General features: G+C 47.9%; 20 protein-coding genes. 7 read left to right on the top strand and 13 right to left on the bottom strand.

Annotated features, from left to right (window positions below):
- Window positions 1–478: 478 nt before the first annotated feature.
- The 3 genes from GBK04_RS08910 to GBK04_RS08900 all read right to left on the bottom strand — a co-directional run bounded on the left by GBK04_RS08910 (window position 479) and on the right by GBK04_RS08900 (window position 2,724).
- A complete protein-coding gene (locus GBK04_RS08910; RefSeq protein ID WP_152758760.1) occupies window positions 479–1,498 on the bottom strand; it encodes a tetratricopeptide repeat protein in 1,020 nt (339 codons plus the stop codon).
- Window positions 1,499–1,739: 241 nt separating this feature from the next.
- Window positions 1,740–2,105 (bottom strand): hypothetical protein, encoded by a 366-nt coding sequence (locus GBK04_RS08905; protein ID WP_152758758.1) that lies wholly within the window; start codon window positions 2,103–2,105, stop codon window positions 1,740–1,742.
- Window positions 2,106–2,376: 271 nt separating this feature from the next.
- The gene (locus GBK04_RS08900; protein ID WP_152758756.1) at window positions 2,377–2,724 is read right to left on the bottom strand and encodes a LytR/AlgR family response regulator transcription factor; all 348 of its coding nucleotides are present in this window, start codon (window positions 2,722–2,724) and stop codon (window positions 2,377–2,379) included.
- 298 nt (window positions 2,725–3,022) lie between these two features.
- On the opposite strand from GBK04_RS08900, the gene GBK04_RS08895 reads away from it, so the two are divergent.
- Together GBK04_RS08895 and GBK04_RS08890 are read left to right on the top strand one after the other, a co-directional pair.
- Complete coding sequence (locus GBK04_RS08895) at window positions 3,023–4,768, top strand: sensor histidine kinase (protein ID WP_152758754.1); 1,746 nt, start codon at window positions 3,023–3,025, stop codon at window positions 4,766–4,768.
- A 44-nt stretch (window positions 4,769–4,812) separates the two neighbouring features.
- The gene (locus GBK04_RS08890) at window positions 4,813–5,553 is read left to right on the top strand and encodes a response regulator transcription factor (RefSeq protein ID WP_152758752.1); all 741 of its coding nucleotides are present in this window, start codon (window positions 4,813–4,815) and stop codon (window positions 5,551–5,553) included.
- Window positions 5,554–5,686: 133 nt separating this feature from the next.
- Here GBK04_RS08890 and GBK04_RS08885 read toward each other — a convergent pair whose 3' ends face one another.
- From GBK04_RS08885 to GBK04_RS08845, 9 genes are all read right to left on the bottom strand, one after another.
- Window positions 5,687–9,103 (bottom strand): PVC-type heme-binding CxxCH protein, encoded by a 3,417-nt coding sequence (locus GBK04_RS08885; protein ID WP_373330843.1) that lies wholly within the window; start codon window positions 9,101–9,103, stop codon window positions 5,687–5,689.
- Window positions 9,104–9,203: 100 nt separating this feature from the next.
- A complete protein-coding gene (locus GBK04_RS08880) occupies window positions 9,204–10,529 on the bottom strand; it encodes an SGNH/GDSL hydrolase family protein (protein ID WP_373330842.1) in 1,326 nt (441 codons plus the stop codon).
- Window positions 10,530–10,737: 208 nt separating this feature from the next.
- On the bottom strand, window positions 10,738–11,433 hold the full coding sequence (locus GBK04_RS08875; protein ID WP_152758748.1) for a YjjG family noncanonical pyrimidine nucleotidase: 696 nt from the start codon (window positions 11,431–11,433) through the stop codon (window positions 10,738–10,740).
- 22 nt (window positions 11,434–11,455) lie between these two features.
- Window positions 11,456–12,748: a sensor histidine kinase gene (locus tag GBK04_RS08870; RefSeq protein WP_152758746.1), complete on the bottom strand. Its 1,293-nt coding sequence runs from the start codon at window positions 12,746–12,748 to the stop codon at window positions 11,456–11,458.
- Window positions 12,749–12,753: 5 nt separating this feature from the next.
- Entirely contained in the window at window positions 12,754–13,071 is a 318-nt protein-coding gene (locus GBK04_RS08865; RefSeq protein ID WP_152758744.1) for a circadian clock KaiB family protein, read from the bottom strand.
- The gene (locus tag GBK04_RS08860) at window positions 13,068–13,367 is read right to left on the bottom strand and encodes a circadian clock KaiB family protein (protein ID WP_152758742.1); all 300 of its coding nucleotides are present in this window, start codon (window positions 13,365–13,367) and stop codon (window positions 13,068–13,070) included. Before GBK04_RS08860 ends, GBK04_RS08865 begins: the two co-directional genes overlap by 4 nt.
- Before the next feature lie 28 nt (window positions 13,368–13,395).
- Window positions 13,396–15,099, bottom strand: a complete 1,704-nt coding sequence (kaiC, locus tag GBK04_RS08855; protein WP_152758740.1) for a circadian clock protein KaiC — start codon at window positions 15,097–15,099, stop codon at window positions 13,396–13,398.
- A gap of 115 nt (window positions 15,100–15,214) precedes the next feature.
- Window positions 15,215–15,619 carry a response regulator gene (locus tag GBK04_RS08850; protein WP_152758739.1) on the bottom strand — a complete coding sequence of 135 codons (405 nt, stop codon included), beginning with the start codon at window positions 15,617–15,619 and terminating at the stop codon, window positions 15,215–15,217.
- A gap of 197 nt (window positions 15,620–15,816) precedes the next feature.
- Window positions 15,817–16,122, bottom strand: coding sequence for a (2Fe-2S) ferredoxin domain-containing protein (locus GBK04_RS08845; RefSeq protein WP_152758737.1), 306 nt, complete (start codon window positions 16,120–16,122; stop codon window positions 15,817–15,819).
- A 394-nt stretch (window positions 16,123–16,516) separates the two neighbouring features.
- On the opposite strand from GBK04_RS08845, the gene GBK04_RS08840 reads away from it, so the two are divergent.
- The 4 genes from GBK04_RS08840 to GBK04_RS08825 all read left to right on the top strand — a co-directional run bounded on the left by GBK04_RS08840 (window position 16,517) and on the right by GBK04_RS08825 (window position 19,200).
- On the top strand, window positions 16,517–17,116 hold the full coding sequence (locus GBK04_RS08840; RefSeq protein WP_152758735.1) for an RNA polymerase sigma factor: 600 nt from the start codon (window positions 16,517–16,519) through the stop codon (window positions 17,114–17,116).
- Entirely contained in the window at window positions 17,091–17,339 is a 249-nt protein-coding gene (locus tag GBK04_RS08835) for a hypothetical protein (RefSeq protein WP_152758733.1), read from the top strand. The genes GBK04_RS08840 and GBK04_RS08835 overlap by 26 nt, the downstream gene beginning before the upstream one ends.
- A gap of 138 nt (window positions 17,340–17,477) precedes the next feature.
- Window positions 17,478–18,131, top strand: coding sequence for an endonuclease III (gene nth / locus GBK04_RS08830; protein ID WP_152758731.1), 654 nt, complete (start codon window positions 17,478–17,480; stop codon window positions 18,129–18,131).
- 193 nt (window positions 18,132–18,324) lie between these two features.
- Window positions 18,325–19,200 (top strand): FKBP-type peptidyl-prolyl cis-trans isomerase, encoded by an 876-nt coding sequence (locus tag GBK04_RS08825; protein WP_152758729.1) that lies wholly within the window; start codon window positions 18,325–18,327, stop codon window positions 19,198–19,200.
- Window positions 19,201–19,272: 72 nt separating this feature from the next.
- On the opposite strand, the gene GBK04_RS08820 is transcribed toward GBK04_RS08825, so the two are convergent.
- Window positions 19,273–19,740, bottom strand: coding sequence for a DinB family protein (locus GBK04_RS08820; protein ID WP_152758727.1), 468 nt, complete (start codon window positions 19,738–19,740; stop codon window positions 19,273–19,275).
- A gap of 196 nt (window positions 19,741–19,936) precedes the next feature.
- On the opposite strand from GBK04_RS08820, the gene dnaG reads away from it, so the two are divergent.
- A complete protein-coding gene (dnaG, locus tag GBK04_RS08815) occupies window positions 19,937–21,916 on the top strand; it encodes a DNA primase (protein ID WP_152758725.1) in 1,980 nt (659 codons plus the stop codon).
- Window positions 21,917–21,923 lie beyond the last annotated feature (7 nt).

Genomic DNA, 21,923 nt, shown 5'->3' with positions numbered 1-21,923 from the left:
TAATAGTATTGTCAAATTATATTGAAATAATAGTTTGCGCAATTAGCTTTTTCTTTAAAAATAAAGTTCTCTGAATATGAACAAAACTATCTACAGTATATAATATTCTAAACTTACTATAATTGTATTTATTAATCTCGATACGATTACTAATATTACGGAATATACACGTATAATAGTACAAATTTATTTTTGAAGTTATCCAATCCGCATTTTCATTGTATTTAGGTTTTAATGCGAATGAAATATTAATTGAACTACTAAAAGGTATCAAAATATTTATTTTGATACCTTTTAGTAATATTTAATTGATTATATTTTGAGGATAGAAAAAAATTCATGGTCGAATTAGTTCGGAAATATAAATTAATGTTTAATAGAATGTATTTATCATCACAAAAAAAGTTTATGTGTGTATGTATATCAAATTTACTGTACAATCCATGAGAAGAAGTAATACCCTATATTATATCAACTACTAATTACAATATTTTTTATACATATCGAAAGCATTTGAATCACCTAAATTCATAGCTTTTTTAATGTTTAAACAACCTTCGGTTTTCTCATTATTATTAAAACAAGTAATTCCATAACCAAAATATAAACTTGAAGCATTTGGGAATTTATTTATTCCAAACTTAAAAATTGATTTTGCACCGGAAATATTTTCCATTTCAAAATATAAAAAACCAAGGGCTTCTATGGGTTTATATTCTTCTGGAAAAAGCTCAATGCATTTTTTCAATATTTGCTCATATTTTGAATTTTGTCCCTGGTTTTTAGATAGAAACGCATAATTAAGCATTATAGGAAGTGTTAAACTACCTTTTTTAATTGCACTTTCAAAATCATTTTCTGCTAAATCAAGTTGATTATTATCTATATAAAACTTAGCTCGATTACCCAAAGACTCGCCTGTATTATCCACTAATATTGATTGATTAAAGAATTTGAGTGCTTCTTCGTTTTGGCCCAGTTCCTGTTTTGCACGAGCCATGTGTAGAAGATATCCGGGAAAAATATTATTTCCCGTTTTTGTATCTATAAATGATTTATTTGCAATATAATAATCATCATAAGCATCTTCGAATAAACCCAACTCAAAACTTAGATGCCCAAACTTCGAGTTGATCCCAAACCCTAAGCTTTCTCTTCTATTAATATTCTTTTTAATAAACTTCATATCCTTGAAAGCGTTTTCATTTTCTTTTAATTCTAACAAAATCTCAAATCTCAGAATATATGCAGATATGCTATCAGGTTTCGAGTTTATTGCTCTGTTAGAATAGTTAAGGGCCAGAGGATAGTTGATCGCTTCTGATAAATAATGATTTCCTAACAATACATTGCAATTATAATCATTTGAATCTTTTTCAAAAATTGAAATACAACATTTTTTTAACATTAATAATTCTTTAAATTCTTTGCAATCTGATTGTGCACTTAAATTTAGGTTAAGTGTTGTAAAAATAAACACTGTTATTGTATATTTCATGATATTTCTATATGTTAACTATGGGGAATTTGATATGATATATTGCAATTCATTATTTTGAAACATTTCATAAATAGATTACTTATCTTGTCAATTGGAGTAGCAGATTTTTCTCTAAAAATAATTTTACTGTTATTTTCAATTATCAATGTAACTGGAAAAGAATTATAAACAATAAGTAATTCTTCAACTTTATTGTCCGAGTATTTTAATTTATTAACCCTTCTATTCTTAGTTTTTTTCATGTATCGGTAATTTCATTAATCAAGTTGGATGCTTTATTTTTTAAATACTTTCCATTTAAGTCAAATCTTGAATTGTAATCATTTTTATCAAGTATTTTATTTGTTGTCGATAAATACACACCTACTTGTAGATTATATTTTAGCTGCCAGGAATTTATAGAATCCTGAATACTGTTCATTTGAACTACCCCAGATCCTATCCATGGCTGGGTTCCAATTAGAAGAGTTAACTCTTTTCTTGAAAATATCTCTTGATTACTTTGCATATTTCCATCAAAATCAGGGCACTTTGTATCAGGGAATATTTTCTGAGCTAAGCAACTGTTGTATCTTACAAACAGAAAATTTATTGTTGTAAACAATTGATTTCCTCATCGTCATTGATTGTTTAGTTGATTTTGTAAATCTTCTTTATTTGATAATCTAATCCTGTTATTTTATTAAATTCGAGAACACCAAACCATACAACTATCGAATAATGCCCCTATTCCACCCCTCCACCCCCAACGACTCCCGTACATACTCCCGCCTCCTCCGCGAGGATTGGCAGCACTAGACCATTGCGCAGCGTGACTTCATGCTCTTCATAGTCATTGATAGAATCCCGGTTAACCAGTGTCAAATGATTGATTCTCAGAAATCGGTTTTCCCTTCTTCACGCAACAACCTCCGCACGTAGCTCCGCCTTCGCCGCGCGATGGGTAGAACAAAGCCATTACAGAGTATTACATTATCCTCGTTGAATTGAATTACAGCCCCCTTATTCACCAAAGCTGAGCGGCTGACTCGCAGGAAATTCGCTTCCCCGAGGCGCTCATGCAGTATGCGCATGGTGATAGAAAGTGTCAACATAGGCCGCCGTGCGAAATGAACATGGGTGTAGTTTCGGTCGCCTTCGCAGAAGACGATCTCAGCGGGAGACACTTTGGTATAGCCTCCAATGTGGATGCTAGATTCCTGGGAAATGCGTGGACAATTCATATGGTGGAGGTGTAGAGGTATTCGAGCGTATAGGCCTTATAGTTATTAATTGGATATATGGGAGTGTTTCAATAGAATCAATTCTTTATCCCCTAAAAAACACCAATCCTCCCCACACAAAAAACCGCCACTTTCCCAATCCCGGCAATCCCTTTCTGAAATACGGCAATGCCTTTCCGAAGGCCATCAGGGCACCTCAGCGGAAGTAGGTTTACCTTCGTTTGATAACTTTTCTTTTGAACCGAGCTTATTTTTCCCTACGTTTGGAGGGCTGACTTAACCCAACTCATTCCTAATCATGCGCTTATCCGCGTCCTTAAAGTTCCTGCTGGGAATAGGCCTAGCTGTCTTGGTTACGAAGCAAAGTGCGGCTCAGGAGCCCGATTACCTGCCTCTGCAACCCGATAAGGTCGAGTGGGCGGATCAGGTAGGTCGCCATGCCAAGGTGAGGAAAGACAGCAACCTGCTGGCCGAATACCATTACCTCTACGGAAAAATCTACGAAGCATCCGGTAACTTCCTAGTGGCAAAGCGCCACTATTTGCAATCGTTGCGCATTCAGGAAGCACAGGGTAATTTGTTTGCCATTGTCAGACTGTATTGCCGCCTATCCACTGCTGAGAAGATTCAACTTCACAAAGCGGAAGCATTACGGCATGCACGGCTTGGGCTAAGAATCGCTGAGCAGAATAAAAATGATGAATTATTAAAGTTAGCTTATGGTCAAATGGTTACATTGTATACTGATTACAATCACATACCAAAGGATAAAATACTGACAACTGATGCTTCTGAGGCCAATTCTGACAGCTTGTTGAAGTATCTTAACAAGTATGAACCCATAGCTCGTCGAATAGGGAAATCAGCTGATATCATGGGTTTAGATACTAGATTAGGGTGGGAAATGCTCAAAAAGAGTGATAGGAGGGCAATTGCCTACCTTAAAGAAGCGCTGGATATCAGTATTGAGCTTGGAAAACCGTACGAGCAAGTAGCTCGTTTACTGAATTTATCTGATGCCTATCTTGCCTTTGACCAATCTGAGGAATCCTACGAAATTTTGCAGCGGGCAAAAAAAAAGTACAATACGCTTTATCCTGACAGCCGGGTCATATCACTTGGAATTGAAAGTACCTATGCAAGGTACTACGAAGCCGTTGGGAATTGGAAGGCGGCTTTGGAGCATACAAAAAAGCTGCATGAGCTGGAAAAACGGGATTATGTCGCTGATCACGAGGGTGCTGTAACTCGACTTGGGATAGAGTTTGAAAATGAGAAGAAGGAAACGCAACTCGCAAGCCAGCGCAAAGAATTAGCTCTCAAAAACGAGAACATCCAAACGCAGCGATGGCTGTTGTTCGCGGTATCGGCGCTGCTGCTACTGGCGGTGGGCGGCATTGCCGTATATTACCGGCTCTTCCGCCAGAAGGCCCGCATGAGTCGCCAGAACGCGCAGTTGGTGCAGGAGCAGAACCACCGCGTCAAGAATAATCTACAGGTCGTATCGGGCCTCCTGCAATTACAGGCCAACCGCCTGAGCGACGAATCGGCTATTGCGGCTTTGGAAGACACTCAGTCGCGCCTGAAGGTGATGGCGGCCTTGCAGAAAAAACTCTACGAAAACGATCGGTTGACGCCCATCAAAGCGGTGGATTTCATACAAGAACTAGTCGACATGGCTTTGACGTCTTTTGGTTGCTCTCCTATTGTTCCACACTACGAGATCCCGGAGACGATCGAGCTCCCGCTCGACTACGCCTTGCCCGTAGGGCTAATCGTCAACGAACTCACTACCAATGCCTGCAAGTACGCCTTTGCCGACCATGCTGACCCCGAACTGACGGTCAGGATGTGGATGCAAGAGGGTACCTTACACCTACTGCTGGCCGATAATGGCGGCGGATTCAAACCGCCCTCGCCAGTCAGAGGCGGAAGGCAGTCACTAGGCATGAAGATCATCGATTTGCAGGTAAAGCAACTAAGAGGTAAATCCAGCTTCGACACCACCGAAGGTACCATGTTCCAAATGCACTTCGAAGTTTAGCACCCTGCCCCTTTTTTAAGTCCCTCATAACTCACCATTCAACCATGATCCCGCTCAAAGTTCTCATCATCGAAGATGACCTGATCGAAGCTGCCGATATGCAGGAAAGTCTGGAAAGCGAAGGCCGCTTCGTTACGACCATCGCCAGCAACACGCAGGAAGTCAAGCGAGCCCTGAAACGGCAGATCCCTGATTTGGTTTTGGTGGACATCCGGCTGGAAGGTTCGACGCATAATGGGATCGAAATCGTGGAAGAAGTGCTCAATGCCTACTCGCTTCCTATCGTTTACCTCACTTCAAGTACCGAAAAGCCTTACATGGAAGCAGCCCGGAAAACGCAGCCTGCCGCCTTCATGTTCAAGCCTTTCCGCAGCAACGAACTCGCTATTCAGTTAGAATTGGCCTATCTCAACCGGGGTATTCAGCCGGATTCCTATGCCGCTGAAAGTCTGTTTCTTCCGACCGATCAGGGTAGGAGTCATATCAGAATTATGAAAAAAGACGTGGTGTACATGTCAGCGAGTGGGTCTTATGTAGAGGTACACCTTCGAAAAGGGGCCAGTACCGAAAAGATTGTATTTTCGATGAATCTGGGGCATCTCGACCAGTATTTTCCGGACAACCAGTTCTACCGCGTTTCGCGCTCGCTGATGGTCAATCTCGATTTCGTGGAGCGGGTAGAAAGGAACCGTCTTTTCGTAACTTCCACATCGACACCAATCCTTTTTCCCGAATCCAAACACCGCGATTTACTGCGGAAGTTGGCCGTGGTCAAGACACCGTAGTGATCGATAAAAAGCCCAAACTTTCGAAATTCAAGAGGCCTGGACTTATATCTCCTGCGGCGATTAAATCCTGGAAATCATAAGGCTTTGCTGACCTGAACAGCTCGGCGAGTTCTTCAAAAGCGAATACTCTCTACCGCCCCATGCGGAGCCGCGTCTGCGCCGAACTCCCTTTTCCCTCGCGCAACTCTACTTTCACGGACGATTCTTTGAAAAGTTTACGGTCAATGCCTAGTGTGATTGTGTGAATGCCCTTCGGAAGTTCTGCTGCCAAGCCCTCATCAGTCAGGGGAATAGGTTTTTGGTCGGCCCAGGCCGTAATACCAGCAGTGGCGTTAAGTGCCAGGGTTAACTTTCCGGGAGTCAGTACCTCCACTTCGAACCGGACGATGCTGTACCTTTTGCCGGGCGACACCTCAATAATGGATAATTCGTCCAAGGGCAACTCGCCAGACACTTTGCTGTAAATGGGCTGAAAGGGTACATTGGATTTTGTGAAATAGGTCAACCCCTCGCTACTGATTTTTTTCGCAAGATCGGCTTGCGGGGAAGCGGTTTCCCAACGGCGCACGAAGCGTTCGTTAGGTACCCGAAAATCACCCGACTGCCCGAGTTTAGAAAGAAAACCAACCAGATTATCAAATTCCTCTTTTTCCAGACTGGCCGTCAACCCGGCGGGCATGAGCGAGCCAGGGACCTTCTCGATGCCCTCAATCTGGCTTTTGGGTATGGACACTTCCAGGCCCGTCACATCGCGCATGACGATCTCGGTGTTGCCGTTGCTGACCAGGTACCCCATGGCCTCGGTGCCGTCTTTTTTGGCAAAGCGCTGCAATTCGTAGCCTTCTTTGATGGAAGCTGTGGGATAAAGAATGGAGCGAATGATGGTCTCGACGGGCGAACTGGTACCCAAGCTACTCAAATCCGGGCCGATCAATCCCCCCGCCCCGCCAATGGCGTGGCAGGTAAAGCAACTTGATTTTCGGTAGATCCGTTCACCCGCTTCGGGGTCGGACGATTGCTTGATCTGGCGCGCTACGGCAATGATTTCCAGGTCGGTGAGTTGCTGTGGCATTCGTTCCGGGGGGAGCTTACCACCGGAGGCTTCCAGAGCCCGCTTAAGTAGTTTTACCTCGTCGTCGTTTTGTCGGTTGGAAGGTACCCGACTCTGCACCAGTTGTCTTCCGGCCAGTGCCTGGGCAGGGGGTACTTTATTGTTCAAAATTTCCTCACCCAGGGCTCGCATGGCTTGCTTGTTACTCAGAAAAGAGGCATACAGCGGCGTAGCGTCCGCCTCCTCAGGTAATGTCCGTAGTAGGTCTGCCCCACGTCGTGCCGCCTCGGATGCATTGAGAGGTACCAGTCGGGCAGTAGCCAAGAGGCGAAGGTCGACCTGGTTTGGGGCTGATGCCAACTCGACAAAAATCTTTTCAGCGACATTTTTATCCTGCATGGCCAGCGCGTCCAGAGCGGCCTGTTGCCTGATTTGGTCCTTTCCTTTGGCAATACCAAGTAGCTGATCATTTATTCCATCGAGTTTCCAGCGGCCTAGCAACCGGATTGCGCTGGCGGCTACGGTCGGGTCAGAGCTTTCGATGAATGTAACGATCCGGTTCAGATCGCCCGCCGGCTTCATATTTCGCTGGCTGGAGGCTGCTTCCAGCGCAGTGAGTTGATCGCTGGTACGTTGGACGCTCTTGCTCTTGATGGTCTGGTCAAGAAGAATGCCTAGGTCTGCCGAGGTACCGTAGCGCGCCAGGGAATTGAGAACGTCCTTTTGGTACTGTTCAGGTACCTGATCTTTCTGGTAAAGCTGTACCAACTGCGCTACCGCATCGCGATTGCTGACCGATTTCAGGGCATAGGTAGTTTTTAAGGGAGTACCGAAAAACTCCGGTTCGGTTTTTAGCCGCTTAGTCCAGAGCGGCTCCAGGTCACGGGTTGTCTGCCAGAGGGCGAAATCCAGAAATTCGTCCATGGGTTGTTCCAGCACGGCCAATGCGGTACGCGCGGCTTCGGCGGTGTTCAGTGTTCGCAGTGCAATCACCGCTTCCAACCTTACTTGGGGATGCGGGTCTTGCACGGCTTTTTCCAGGAGCGCAGGGAGATTACTGATTTTATCAGACCACAATTGCAATGTCCGCAGGGCGGCGGCTCGTGCGTGGGGACTCTTGGCGCTGGCGAGCTGCAAAAAGAGCGGCTCGTTCACGATATTTAGCGTTTGGTGCAGCCATAATGCTTCCAGCAGCTGGTGCTCGTAGTCGGGATCGCTTTTATCAAGATTGATAATCCATTTTTTTAGAGCGGGTACTACTTCGTCGGCTCCGCGTAATTTCAACGTCTGCTTGGCCTGGGTGCGTGTCCATTCTTCGGGTACCTTGAGGGCATCCAAGAGTTCAAGGGTACTAGCTTTTGTCAAATTTGGTTTCCTGACCAAAGGTCGCCCCTTGGCCGTGATCCGCCAGATACGTCCGTGTTCGTGATCTCGACGCGGATCGTAGAAATCGACCTCGCCGTGCTGGATGATGGGGTTGTACCAGTCCGCCACATAGATCGCACCGTCCGGTCCAACGTTGATATCCACCGGACGAAACGCTACGTCATCGGTCCAGAGTAAATCCTCGACCTGCTGCGAAGCATAGCCGCTACCCTGCTCAGTGAGTTGAAAGCGGTTGATGCGGTTGGCTCGGAAATCGTTGGTAAGCAGGGTACCCTGCCACGAGTCCGGCAAATGTCGTCCGGAAACTACTTCGATCCCACTGTGCTTGGGCTGACCGGGATTCAGCCCCCGGATGATTCGCTCAGCTCCCGGTGCGGTGACGAAGGTAGCTCCCGGAAAGGCGTAGTTGATGCCTTCGCCGCCAGCACCGTCGGTCATGAATGACTGTCCCCAGCGGTTGAACTGCAAACCCCAGGGATTGATAAGCCCCCGGGCGTACACGTCGAGTTCCAGGCTTTCGGGCCGCAGCCGCCATGCGCCGCCCCCTTCCAGCCGCTTGATGCCGGACGGCGTTTCAACGTGACTGTAGATGTATATGGCTTGGTTGAAGTACATCGAGCCTTCGGGTCCCCAGCGGAAGGTGTGGATCAGGTGATGGGTGTCGGCTACTCCAAAGCCCGTCAGTATCCGGCGCTTTTTGTCGGCCTTACCATCCCCATCTGTATCCATGAAGTGCAGGATTTCGGTGGAATTAGCTACGTACACCCCTCCGTCGCCGGGCAGAATTCCCGTGGGCGTCATCAGGCCCTCGGCGAAGATGGTAGACTTATCCGCTTTGCCATCGCCGTCGGTGTCTTCCAGTATGTAGATTTTATCGTTGGCTTCTTCACCCGTCTTCACGTGCGGATAAGCCGTGCTACTGATCACCCACAATCGCCCGTCGGCGTCCCAGTTCATCTGCACGGGATTGATGAGCATCGGCTCGGCGGCGAAGAGTGATACCTCGAAGCCGTCCTGGATTTTGAAGGAGGCCAGTTCGTCCTCCGGATCGGGGCCGGGATTGAACCGCCGATCGTCCTGATTGACCGAGGCCGTTAGGAGTAGGACCAAGGGCAAAATGCCGATTTTGCAAAGCAGTTTTGGTAAGCTATCTATTTTCATAACTCTATACTATCCAGTTTATCAAGTACCTGATCTTATTTACAGCATTCTACCTCAATCGACTAAGCCGATAGGTATGCGGCAGGGGCATCCTGTGCAGAGAAATCTGTCCTTCCAGCCAGGTAACAATCAAGCCGAGTTCTTTCAGTCCCTCCGCGTGTCGCCCCTGTTCGTAGGAGCGGAACCCCAGGATATAAGTCCGGTTGTGTGGTCGGTACTGGTGGAAAAACAGTTCGTTCTTTTTCACGATCATCGTACGAAGCTGGCTCGCCTGCGCAAACGAGGGCCCTTGCCGGATGGGGACGCCGTCGGCCCACTCCTTTGCAGAAGCCGTAACGATCTGCTCGTCATCAGCAGCTAAGGTATAGTACCCCTTTTTTAATCCAGTGATCCGAAGCACGCGTTCTGAATTGACTGAGGCTCCCTTTTCTGTGGGAAGCGGCAGGGGAAGGTACCTTTCTTCTACGGTGAAGGTAAGTTCAGCGTTCTTCGGATCTGTTTTCAGGATTTTGAACGTAGCCGACGAGGCAGCATTTTGTTTGGAAAGGTCAATGGTAGCAACTTCCTGACGGGGAGGCAAACCCAGGCCGTTTTCGAGCGCCATAGCCAAATGGAAGTACCCGGTTTCGTTCAGGTGAATGTCGTTGTCGGTAAGGGAGAATTTCTTTTGGAGCTCGTGAATAGGTTTAAAGATATCGACAAAGTAGGTACCTCGTTCGGCCGCTGTGGTGGCCAGAGCCGAAGCGTAGCGTTCGAGCTCAGCATTTCGCCTGGTTGTGTTTTCAGAGCCATGTGTAGAGAGCGACGGAATCGGGGAAAGCAATACGGTCTTTGCCCCTAACTCCTGGATCTTGTCGAGCAATTTGTTCAATCCCTCGTTGAAGCGAGCCAAGCCCGCTTCGCCTTCCTGTGCCTCAATTCCGCCATAGGCAACGAAAACCACCGTCGGTTGGGCTTCTGTGATTTGCTTCATCAGCAATTCGTAAGGTGTAGGAGGATTGGTAAAATAGCTGCGGGCATCACCAAAAACGGTATCGCCCGACCAGCCGATGTTGCGGAATGTAACGGTACGATCAGGCCAGCGGGTGGTCAGGGCCAGTTCGAGGTAGCCGTAGAGCAGGTCATTCTCCATCAGTGAATTACCCAGAAATACAACCCGATCACCATTTTTGAGGGTGAAAGGCTCAACGGAGGTTTGGGATACGGGGGTAGCCAGGCCTTGAGCAAACGAAGCTGTACGCAGCAAAGCCAGGAGTAGTATGAATCCGTATCTCCAGATAGCCGGTTTCTTGTTCATGTGGTTTTTAGGAATGGAAGAATACCGGTAAAAGACCAATAGACCCGGAATATTGGCCTGATCGAAAACTTTTTTCACTTCGGGGGAAATTCTGGGACTTTGTATAGCCGGGTGGATGTATTTATACTATCCACGGATGCTGTTGACCCAGCCTGGGCAAGAAATTGAGGAGTGACTGAGAAGCCCTCATAACGCCACTTATTACAATGCATAAGTTTAAAGGAAAACAGTGGCGTAGTAAATACAAAGAAGCGCGGCTCGGTTAACGCGGACGAGTCGTCCTGCCTTAGAGAATCTCCATTAACTCCCGCAGGTGGCGGATCTCGTGAGTGGGGGCTTCATCGAAGGGGGTACCTGCTGGGTTATAGTACACGGCATCCATGCCGAAATTCCGGGCACCTACAATGTCGGCCTCCCAATTGTCCCCGATCATCAGGCACTCGTGGCAGCGCGCGCCAGCGCACGCGATGGCATACTCAAAAATGCGCCGATCCGGCTTACGCGACTGGGCTTTCTCATTGGTGATGAGGTGGGTGAAGTAGTCGAAAATACCCGCGCTCTGCATTTTTGTTCCTTGTACCACATCAAAACCATTCGTCAGGATATGTAAAAGGTACCCTTTGTCGCGGGCGTAGTTCAACACTTCCAGCGCTCCGTCCATCAGATAGGATTTGGTGGGAAGCAAGTTGATGTAGGTTTCTTCCATCGGTCGGAAATCCGTTTCCAACGGCGCGCCGAGTTCCTCCATGACCAATCTAAACCGATGCTCCCGGATATGACCGTGCGGGATTTCGCCCCGCTCTAATTCCCGCCAGAGTTGGTAGTTGATACGCAGGTAGGTACTGATAAATTTGTCCAAATCCGCTACGCCCAGCTCAGCCATTCGGAAAGTATGATATACCTCCGCCAGTGATTCAGCAGAACTGCGTTCAAAATCCCACAGGGTATGGTCAAGGTCGAAGAAAAGGTGCTTGTATTTCAAAGAGTATAGGTAGGTAAGGGGTTTACGCGCTTTTTTGCCGCAGGGGCAGAGTGATCATAAACTGAGAGCCTTGTCCTTCCTGGCTGGTAGCGCGAATGGTACCGTTATGTTTGTCGATGATTTTTTTGGTGATGGCTAGGCCAATGCCCGAGCCTTCGTATTTGTCTTTTGTATTGAGCCTTTCAAAAAGAGAAAATATCTTGTCCCGGTACTGGTCATTGAAGCCGATACCGTTGTCCGAAATGGTGATGCAGCACGTGGGCGTCTGAGGTGTCGATTCCGGTGAAGGCTGGTTATGGTCTGGACCCCCACCCGTAATCGTGATGACAGGAGCGTTGTTAGGCTTACTGAATTTGATTGAATTGCTGATCAGGTTTTGGAACACCTGCTTCATCTGCCCCCGGTTAGCTTCTATTTCCGGTAGGTTTTGAACCAAAATCGTAGCCTTTTTCTCTTTAATCAGGATTTCGTAATCCTCTATGACTTCATTGACTACTTCCCGCAGATTTGTGAGTGTAAAGGGACTGACATTCGTGGAAAGCCGTGAATAGCCCAGAATATCCACGATCATCGATCGCATCCGTTCCGACGAAGCAATGATTTTGTCCAGGTAGGTGGCACTTTCCGTCGAGAACTCGTGCTTGTGCTTATCCCGCAGCAGGGTCGAGAAAATCAGGATCTTGCGCAGTGGTTCCTGCAAGTCATGGGAAGCTACCGAGGCAAACTGCTGCAGGTCGTGGTTGCTGGTTTCCAGCTCTGCATTGATGATCTCGAGCTTGCGATTATTCTGCTTCAGAAGATGCTGAATTTCCTTCTGGAAAGTAAGGTCTGTAATAATGACACTCAAAGCGCTTCCTTCGTCCAGCAGCAGTGTGGTAACCGAAAGTTGGCAGGGTACCCTTGTGGTACCATTGAGTATACTGATTTCGGTTTTGCAATCTTCGGACCAACCACGCTTGAATATGTTCCGGTAGGTTTCAAGGCAGTCGGCAGGAATCAGCAATTCAAAATGCAAGCCGATGATTTTGGAAAGAGGTAGCCCCACCACGGAAGCAAACATGGTATTGCAGTAGACGATGAGCCCCTGTTCGTTGAGGGTCACGGCGCCTTCGTTCATTTTTTCGATAAAAACCCGGTAGTTCTGATCAGCTGTTTTGAGAGTGTAAAGTTGATGTTCCTCGTTAGGCCCTTTCACTACGATCGCATCCACTTGTCCCGTGCGGATCGCATCGATGGTCTCCGCGGCTTCCTCGAGTTGCTCGCGTAAATCTTCGTTTTCTTTTACGAGTTGTTCGTATGTCTTGAAAGTATTCATCGGGACTATGGAGTTATGCCGAGGCCTTTGAGTACTTTTTCCGTGTCGGACATATCCCCGATCAACCGGCGTTCCGGCAGGGGATGGATTTTTATCAGTAGCGGTAGAGCAATAATTTGTTCCTGCTCGGCAACTTCTTTCTGTTGATGGATATCAATGATATCGAGTGAATATTGATCTTTAATATGTGCCTCACATAGTTCTTTCAGATTAGCAACAGCGTGGCGTGAATTGACCGAAGCCCCCGCGATGAATAAGCGTAGTACATAATGACGCCCTTTGTCGTCATCTTCGCATAGCGCTATCTCCGGGGTGTGGCTCATTCCAATTGTTTAATAGGGCGTATGTTCAATCCTACCAGAACTTTTTCTTCGTTAGAAAGATCGCCAATGATTTTCCGAATAGGTTCGGGTACTTTTTTTACCAATGTGGGAATCGCCAGAATCTGATCTCCCTCGGCCAGTTGCGGTTGCACCAGCAAGTCAATCACTTCAATCACATATTGATCTTTCAGGTGTTGTTCGCAGTACTTTTTCAGATTTTTCAGAGCAGTCACAGACTTGGCAGTCTTGCCGGCTATGTAGAGTCGCAACTCCCAAAGTTCTTTGTTGTCTTCCATTTTATTGATAATCAGTGGCTAAGGGTACCTACTTCCGGCTGTCACGGTTACGGGCAATCTCTTTTCGATTTTTTTCCATTACATCTTTTTTGAGTTCTTCCTCGATATAAGTTTTATTGAGTTCCTCTCTTACCGACTCAAACTCTTCCTTCATGGTAGCGATTTTTGCTTCCAGTACCATGCGTTTCCGCTCGATTTCCCGATCCTTCCGTGACACGGCGTTATCCCATAGCACAACTCCTGTTTTCTCCAGCAATTGTTGTGCCTCCCGAGATGACCCCGTAAGTACTCCCTCGGGGCCAATGAATACATCCACCAGGCTTAGGCCACTATCCGAAATCACGAACTCGCGTATCTGGTTGGAGTGCTTCATCCCACGCGATTTCATTACGTACAAGCCCCGGTTTCGTTCGCCATTGGACTCAATGTCACGCACCAACAGCCAGGCGTCTACGAGCGAGGATATGCTCTCATCGGTTTGTTCAGTGGCAGTATCGGTGAGGGAAAGCGCGGTAAACATTACAGTTATATTGGTATTCTGCAAAAAATCGATCAACCGAATCAGCAGGCTCTTGACTTCGCTGACCGAACCCACCGTCACCAGATTGGTGATAGGATCAAGGATTACCACACTGGGTTTGAAGCGGGTCACCTCCTTTACGATGGATAGCAGGTGTAGTTCCAGTCCATGAAACGTAGGCCGGGCAGCCTGGAATTCGAGTATTCCCTTGTCAATGTGGCTTTGCAGGTTCATGCCGATGGAGCTCATGTTCCGGATGATCTGCTGGGGCGACTCCTCAAAGGCAAAGTACATGCACCGTCCACCGTCACGGCAGGTTTGGTCGGCAAAACTACCCGCGATACTGGTTTTACCGGTTCCCGCAGTTCCCGAAACCAGTACGCTACCGCCCCGAAAAAAACCTTCTCCGCCCAGCATCTGGTCGAGGGCTGTAATGCCCGACGAGATGCGCTGGCTCGATACCTCATGAGAAAGCATGAGCGAGGTCACAGGCAGCACCGAAAAGCCTTCCTTGTCGATCAGGAAAGGGTACTCATTGGTACCATGCACCGAACCCCGGTACTTGATGATCCTCAGAATACGGGTCGAAATCTTATTGTTGATCCGATGGTCGAGCAGGATTACGCAGTCAGAAACATACTCCTCTAGCCCTTGCCGGGTCAGGGTACCATCCCCCTTTTCACCGGTTATGACAGTAGTTACGCCTTTTTCTTTCAGCCACTCGAAGAGCCGTCGTAGTTCGGCCCGCAAAATAGCCTGGTTGTTGAGCCCAGAAAAAAGGCTCTCGATGGTATCTAGTACCACGCGCTTGGCTCCAATGCTGTCAATGGCATAGCCCAGACGAATAAATAGGCCATTGAGGTCATATTCGCCGGTTTCTTCAATTTCGCTCCGGTCAATATGCACATGGTCGAGCCGAATCAACTTATCTTTTTGTAATTGTTCGAGATCGAATCCCAGCGAGGCTACATTGACCGTGAGTTCTTCGGTATGTTCCTCAAAAGCCATGAACACGCCCGGCTCATTGAACTCCAAAGCACCATGCACCAGGAATTCCATGGAGAAAATGGTTTTGCCCGAGCCCGCTGCTCCGCATATCAAGGTAGGGCGTCCCTTGGGGAGTCCGCCTTCGGTAATTTCATCCAGCCCTTTTATGCCCGAGGGAGCCTTTGGTAAAGTGGGTAGGGGTGATTTGGGTGTTTTACGATCCATTAGCAAACGGAGTGTCTAAAAACAGGATGTTTGGATTTTATGTTTCAACAAGATAGGGTACTTACTAAAGAACCCCGAGCCTTTCAAAAAGTTTAGGGTAAGATCTTCTCACCACCTAGCTTTGAGAAAGGTAGCTGGTGGTCAACTGGTGACCCAGATGGTTGAACCCTTCGAAAGAACTGGGTTTTGTGACAAAATTGTCGACACCTGCCTGATAGGCGGTTTCGATGAGAGAAGGACTGGAAGAGGTGGAAATCATCACGATGGGGGTGGTGGCCATCCGGGGGTCAGAACGGAGGGCAGAAATGGTTTCAAGGCCGTTCATTTTGGGCATATTCATGTCCAGCAAGATCAATGCCGCCTCAATGTTTTCCTGCTGACGAATCAAACCAAGCAGTTCGAGTCCATCTTCGGCCTCAATAATTTCCACCTGTGCCCCTGCATCCCGAATAGCCTGCCGAATAAAGAACCGATCGTCCTGATCATCATCTACCAGATAAAGGGTCTTTACGCTATTCATGTAGGAAACTGCACATTAGAAGTCAATCGTGGTTTCGGGAGCAATCTCTGATAGGAAGTGTTCAGTGAGTAAAGTAAAGTCCGTCCGAAAGCTGATAAAACCAAACGGGGTAAAAATACAAAGGCAAACTGAAAAGTTTCAGGTGTATTCATAAAAAACCGGTCGGTACACTACTTAGACGGAGCTAAGTACACCCGTTAAACCTCCAGCCGAAGCCGTTCGACGGGCTGATTATTGACCAGATGACTTTCCACGATCTCTTCGACATCCGAAAGCTGCACATTGCCATAGAAAACGCCCTCAGGGTACACCACTACAGCGGGGCCTTTGGCGCACATGTCGAGGCAGCCCGTACGTTGAGCGCGCATGGTGGGAACCAGGTTCCGATCTTTCATGCTCTGTTTGAAAGCCTCCACCAGCTCCATGCCGTGGGCTTCGCCGCAACATTTTTTGGGAGCTTCTTTCTGATTGGTGCAGATAAAAACGTGTTTCTGATACTTCATTGGGTATTTTTTGAAAATGGAATGGTAAAACTATCACTTTGGAACGAAAACTGCTGTTAAATTCATGAACTAATTTTTATGGGACCGGGTTTGAATAGTCCCGGCATTATCTGTTAAGTGCTATTTTTTCTCAAAATGGCCTTATGTTTAAAAAAAAATATAAATTACGCAACCTTTTTGCTCTCCTGCGCGTAAATAATTTGTTAACAGGCGTTAACGCTAGGTGAAATTTAAAAAAAGCGGAAGAAACGTTTGTAAAATAGTTGTTAAACGTATTACTTTGATCCACATTTGAAATCCAGCAGAATGCGAAAGCTTCTAGGCACTCACCCAAAACAGAAAGGAGGTACAATATAGATACACGGCTCTACGTTAACTAAATCGAATAAATACAATGCACAAAGTTCAGGTTAGCGACAGTGAGCTGGTATCGCTGTACATCCGTGGAGACGAAAAAGCCTTTGAGAAGCTGGTTCAACGCCACAAGTCCAGAATATATACCACTATTTATTTAATTGTCAAGGACCAATACGTTGCCGAAGATTTGATGCAGGATACCTTCATCAAAGCGGTGGACACGATTAAGTCCGGTCGGTATAATGAGGAGGGTAAATTTTTGCCATGGATTATCCGAATCGCTCACAACCTCGCTATTGATTATTTTAGACGCGATAAACGCTACCCCAATGTAGTGTTTGAGGATGGAAGTAACGTGTTCAATACACTGGACTTCTCGGAGGATTCGGTTGAATCCATCCAAATCCGCCAAGAAACTCATGAGCAGCTGCGGGAGATGATCCAACGGTTGCCGGACGTACAAAGGCAAGTTCTGATCATGCGCCACTATGAGGACATGAGTTTTCAGGAAATTGCCGATGCCACAGGTGTGAGTATCAATACGGCACTGGGGAGAATGCGTTACGCGTTGATTAATTTGCGCAAGCAATTCAGCCAACGTACTCCGCAATATGACAAAAACGTTTACCTACGATGATGTAGTCCGGTATCTTTATGCCGAAACATCCCCTCAAGAAAATGATGACATCGTTGAGGCATTAGCCTCCGATTTCGACATGCTGGCTTTCTATCTGGATTCCCTGGAATTACAGGCCCAAATGGATCGCATCGTTCGGACGCCCTCCAGCCGGGCCACCGAAAATATCCTTCTTTATTCACGACAGTACCCCATGAACCAACCGGCCGATTTGCCCGTATAGGCATCCTAGCCGGTTGGCTTTTTTTGTGAAGGCTAGTGGTCTCTTCCATTTTTGAGAAGAGACCACTAGCCGTTTTTTGTATTAGAGGTCACAGGCTTGCAAACCACGACCCAACTCTCTTGCTTCAGAACACTACCTATGCTAAAAAAAGAACGATTCCGGCTTTTGATCGAATACTTCAGTACCCATTTTCCCGAACCGGAAACCGAACTCCATTACCGTAATCCCTACGAACTGCTGATTTCGGTGATTTTGTCGGCGCAGTGTACCGACAAGCGCGTCAATATGGTGACACCAGCCCTGTTTGAGCGCTTTCCCGATCCGGCTACTCTGGCGGCCTCCACCGCCGAGGAAGTTTTCACCTACATCCGGTCGGTTTCATATCCTAACAACAAAAGCAAGCATCTGGTAGGTACGGGGCGAATGCTGGTGGAGGAGTTCAACTCCGAGGTACCACCGCAGGTGGACGCCCTGCAACGCCTGCCGGGGGTAGGTCGTAAAACGGCTAACGTGATTGCCTCCGTGATATTCAACCAACCTACCCTAGCGGTGGACACGCACGTGTTTCGCGTGTCGCACCGTATCGGGCTGGCGCCGATGACGGCTACCACGCCCCTGGCGGTGGAAAAATGCCTCATGGCGTATATTCCCAAAGCGCTCGTTCCCAAATCCCACCACTGGCTTATCCTGCACGGACGGTACGTGTGCGTGGCTCGTAGCCCCAAGTGTCACGAATGTCAACTGACGCATCTTTGCAAATATTTTGAAAAGCTCCAGCAGCAGAAAATCTGAGAGCTGGCTTTTTTTTACCCATTTTCCAACCTTTCTGCGCCGGACAGGCTCACTAAGGAAAGGTGAAATTCCCGACGAAAGAATTTTTCCTGATTCCCTGCGTTATTTTTAACACTTTCCGCGTAGGGGTCAATTGAAGTGCCGACCGAGGGAACAAATTGAAATGTATAGTAGTAACAATTAAACTGTAAGTATGAAGCGTAAAATAAGTGGGTATTGTTTGATGATGATGGCGGTGTTGGGAATAGCAGCATGCCAGGATAAGTTAGACAATACCGATGAGGACCAATTGACTAAGAATGAAGAAAGCATTCAAAACTACCTCACTGCCAACAATTTGTCGGCAACCCGTGATACATCGGGGCTTTATTTCGTCAAAAAAGAGACTAACCCACAGGGGGTGAAGCCCAACCTGGGCGACGAGGTTTCGGTGTATTACCAGATGTACACCCTGGATGGTACCCTGATTGACAGCACCGAGACTGTAGCTAAAAAGCCGCTGAAGTTCCCTTTGGGAGTGAATTATCTGCTTCCAGGCATGGAACGGGGTATTAGCCTGATGCGTACGGGTGAAAAAATGACTGTATTGCTGCCTTTTTATCTGGCTTTCGGTAACGTTGGCTACCAGAAAGTCCCGGCTTACTCACCCATTCGCGTAGAGATGCAACTGGCCGATGTGCGGACGGAGGCCCGACAGATTGCCGATTATATAAAAAATAAAGATTACTTCGTGTCTGAAACCACGCCGAGTGGTATTACCATTGTCCGGCAGAATACCGTGGCGGGCGATACGCTGGGTAAAGGTAAAAGCGTAAGCGTGACCTACGTAGGTAAAAACCTGGCGGGTACCCAGTTCGATAGTGGTACCTTCCAGTTCGTGACCGGCACGGGAGCCGCGGTAAAAGGGTTTGATGAAGGGGTACGTCGCCTGCACAAAGGCGAAAAGGCCATTCTGATTTTTCCCTCTTCGCTAGGTTACGGAGCGGCAGGTGCAAAAAACCAACAGACAGGTGCTTATGTGGTGCTTCCCTATGCTCCCCTGGCGTTTGAGGTAGAAGTGACGCAATAGTTTTTTCCTGAATCAACTATTCATTACAACAAAAAGCCCCCGGCAGGCCGGGGGCTTTTTGTTGTCCAATCCTTACACAGAAGTCGTCAGAATTCTTTTCAGCGCCAGAATATAGCCAAAGTGAAAACCCTCATGGAACAGCACAAAGCGGATGGCTTCTTCGATGGTGGTCAGCTCGACGCCGTAGCGTGTCGTGAAGGACGAATAGTTAGAAAACACCTGCGCCGCATAATCGGCTTCCAGTTGGGCAGTGGTTGAAATCATTAATTGTTTTATGGTTTCAACCTCGGCGGGTTCTACTACTTTTTCGGGCTTGGTCCCTGGCCGGTAGGGCGAGAAGTACCTGTCGTCGATCGTGATTTCCAACCCTGACCGCAGATAACATAACCCCTGCTGCGCCGAAACCAGATGCGCCAGGTTCCAGATGATGTTGTTGTTGAAGCCCGCCGGAATTTCATTCAACTGCTCATTGGAAAGGTTTTTGACTTGGTCAAGGATGGACAGCCTGACTGTCTTGATATTTTTTATTTCCTGCTTCATTGATGTAGGTAGGGTTTGGTAGCTATAGGCAACAAAGATAATGGGATGTTTTCTTCGAATTAAATCAAAAGAGACCGATTAACGGAAAAGCTACAATAAAAATCTATCTTACTTTCCGGCAGAGTACGGCAGTCGAGGGCAAAAAATCCGGGGAGCCTTCTAACTTTGTAAAAGCAGAAAAGAATCAAGGTACCCTATGCGCATCAATCCCGAAACGGTTGACCGGATCAAACAGGCCGCTGACATTGTAGAGGTGGTGGGCGACTACGTGTCGCTCAAAAAGCGCGGCTCCAACTACACGGCCTGCTGCCCGTTCCACAACGAAAAAACGCCCTCCTTCAACGTCAACCCTGCCCGGCAGATCTTCAAGTGCTTCGGTTGCGGGGCCGCGGGTGACGCTGTGAAATTCGTCATGGATATTGACGGCATCGGCTACGGCGAAGCCCTGCGCCACTTGGCGCAAAAGTACAGTATCGAGGTACAGGAAGAAAAGCTGACCGACGAGCAGGAGCAGCGTCAGAACGAGCGCGAAAGCCTGTACATTATCCTCAATTTTGCCAAGAACTTCTTTCAGGAACAACTGAATGCTACCGAAGAAGGCCAAGCCATCGGCCTGAGCTACCTCAAAGAACGGGGCTTCAACGATACCATCCGCAAAAAATTCGAGCTGGGCTATAGCCCCGACGTATGGGACGCTCTCACGCAGGCGGCCATCGCCAAGGGCTATAATGCAGATCTGCTGGAAAAGGCCGGGCTACTCATCCGCCGTGAGGGTAGCAACTCGGGTGGCTACGACCGGTTCCGGGGTAGGGTCATATTTCCTATTCATAACGTAGCGGGTAAGGTGATTGCTTTCGGCGCCCGGATTCTTAAAACAGATCCGAACGCTAAGGGGCATCAACCTAAGTACCTCAACTCACCCGAAACCGATGTCTACCATAAGAGTGATGTCCTTTACGGGATCTACCAGGCCAAGAATACCATCCGCCAACTGGACGTATGCTACCTGGTGGAAGGCTACACCGACGTGGTCTCGCTGCATCAGGCGGGCATCGAGAACGTGGTGGCTTCCTCAGGTACCTCCCTGACGGTGGAGCAGATTCGGCTCATCGGCCGCTTTACACCCAACGTCACGATTTTGTACGATGGTGACCCGGCGGGGATCAAAGCGGCCCTGCGCGGCCTCGACCTGGTGCTGGAAGAGGGTCTGAATGTAAGCATCGTGACATTTCCCAACGGCGAAGATCCCGACAGCTACGTACAGCGGGTAGGGGCGGAGGCATTTAAAAAGCATTTGCAGTCGGCGGCGCGGGACTTCATTACCTTCAAAACCCAGACGCTGCTCGAAGACGCGGGCGATGACCCGTTCCGTAAAGCCGCCGTGATTACGGATGTGGTGGGAAGTATTGTCAAAATTCCCGACGCGATCAAGCGGCAGATTTTCTTCCGCCGCACTGCCGAAATGATGCGTGTGGACGAGCAAATGCTCATTACGGAAGGAAACAAAATTCTGCGCAAAGAGAAAGCCGATCAGGCCAAAGCGCAGGAACATAGGGGTACCTCATCGCCCCCGCCGGCAAGTCCTCACGACTTGTTTGTGGGTTCGGAGCCGGACGCTGCTCCTTCACCCTTCGCCACTCCTGATCAACTGGCGCAACGCGACCCTGTGACGCTTCACGAGCAAGAGTGTATCCGCCTGCTGGTGAATTTTGGGCGGATCGAACTGGAACCCAACATATCGCTCTGCCATTACATGCTCAGCGAACTGTCGGGCATCGAGTTTCATCATCCTATGTACCAGCATTTGTTGACAGTTTTTCGGGAAGCGTTCAACCGGGGCGAAGTTCCTGATACGGACTACTTTCTCAATCATCCTGATCCAGACATCAAAAGCGAGACGATCGATCTGGTGACGTCGCGCTACCAGTTGAGCGACCAGTGGAAAGAAAAGTACGAGATCATCGTCCCTACCGAACTTGACAAACTACACGAGCTGGCTTTCTCCAATATCCTTCGCCTGAAAAAGGGTTATAACGAGGTGATTATGAAAGAAATAAACGAAGGCTTGCAAAAAACAAATGACCCGGACGAAACGGATAGCCTGTTGATGCGGTTCATGGTCCACAAGAAAATTGAAAAAGAAATTGCCCAACTGCTCGGTACGGTGGTGTCGTAGCAAAGCA

The organism is Salmonirosea aquatica (assembly GCF_009296315.1).
Lineage (GTDB): Bacteria > Bacteroidota > Bacteroidia > Cytophagales > Spirosomataceae > Salmonirosea > Salmonirosea aquatica.
The sequence above is the reverse complement of the archived record's forward strand: the minus strand, read 5'-3'. Positions and strand labels throughout refer to the sequence as shown.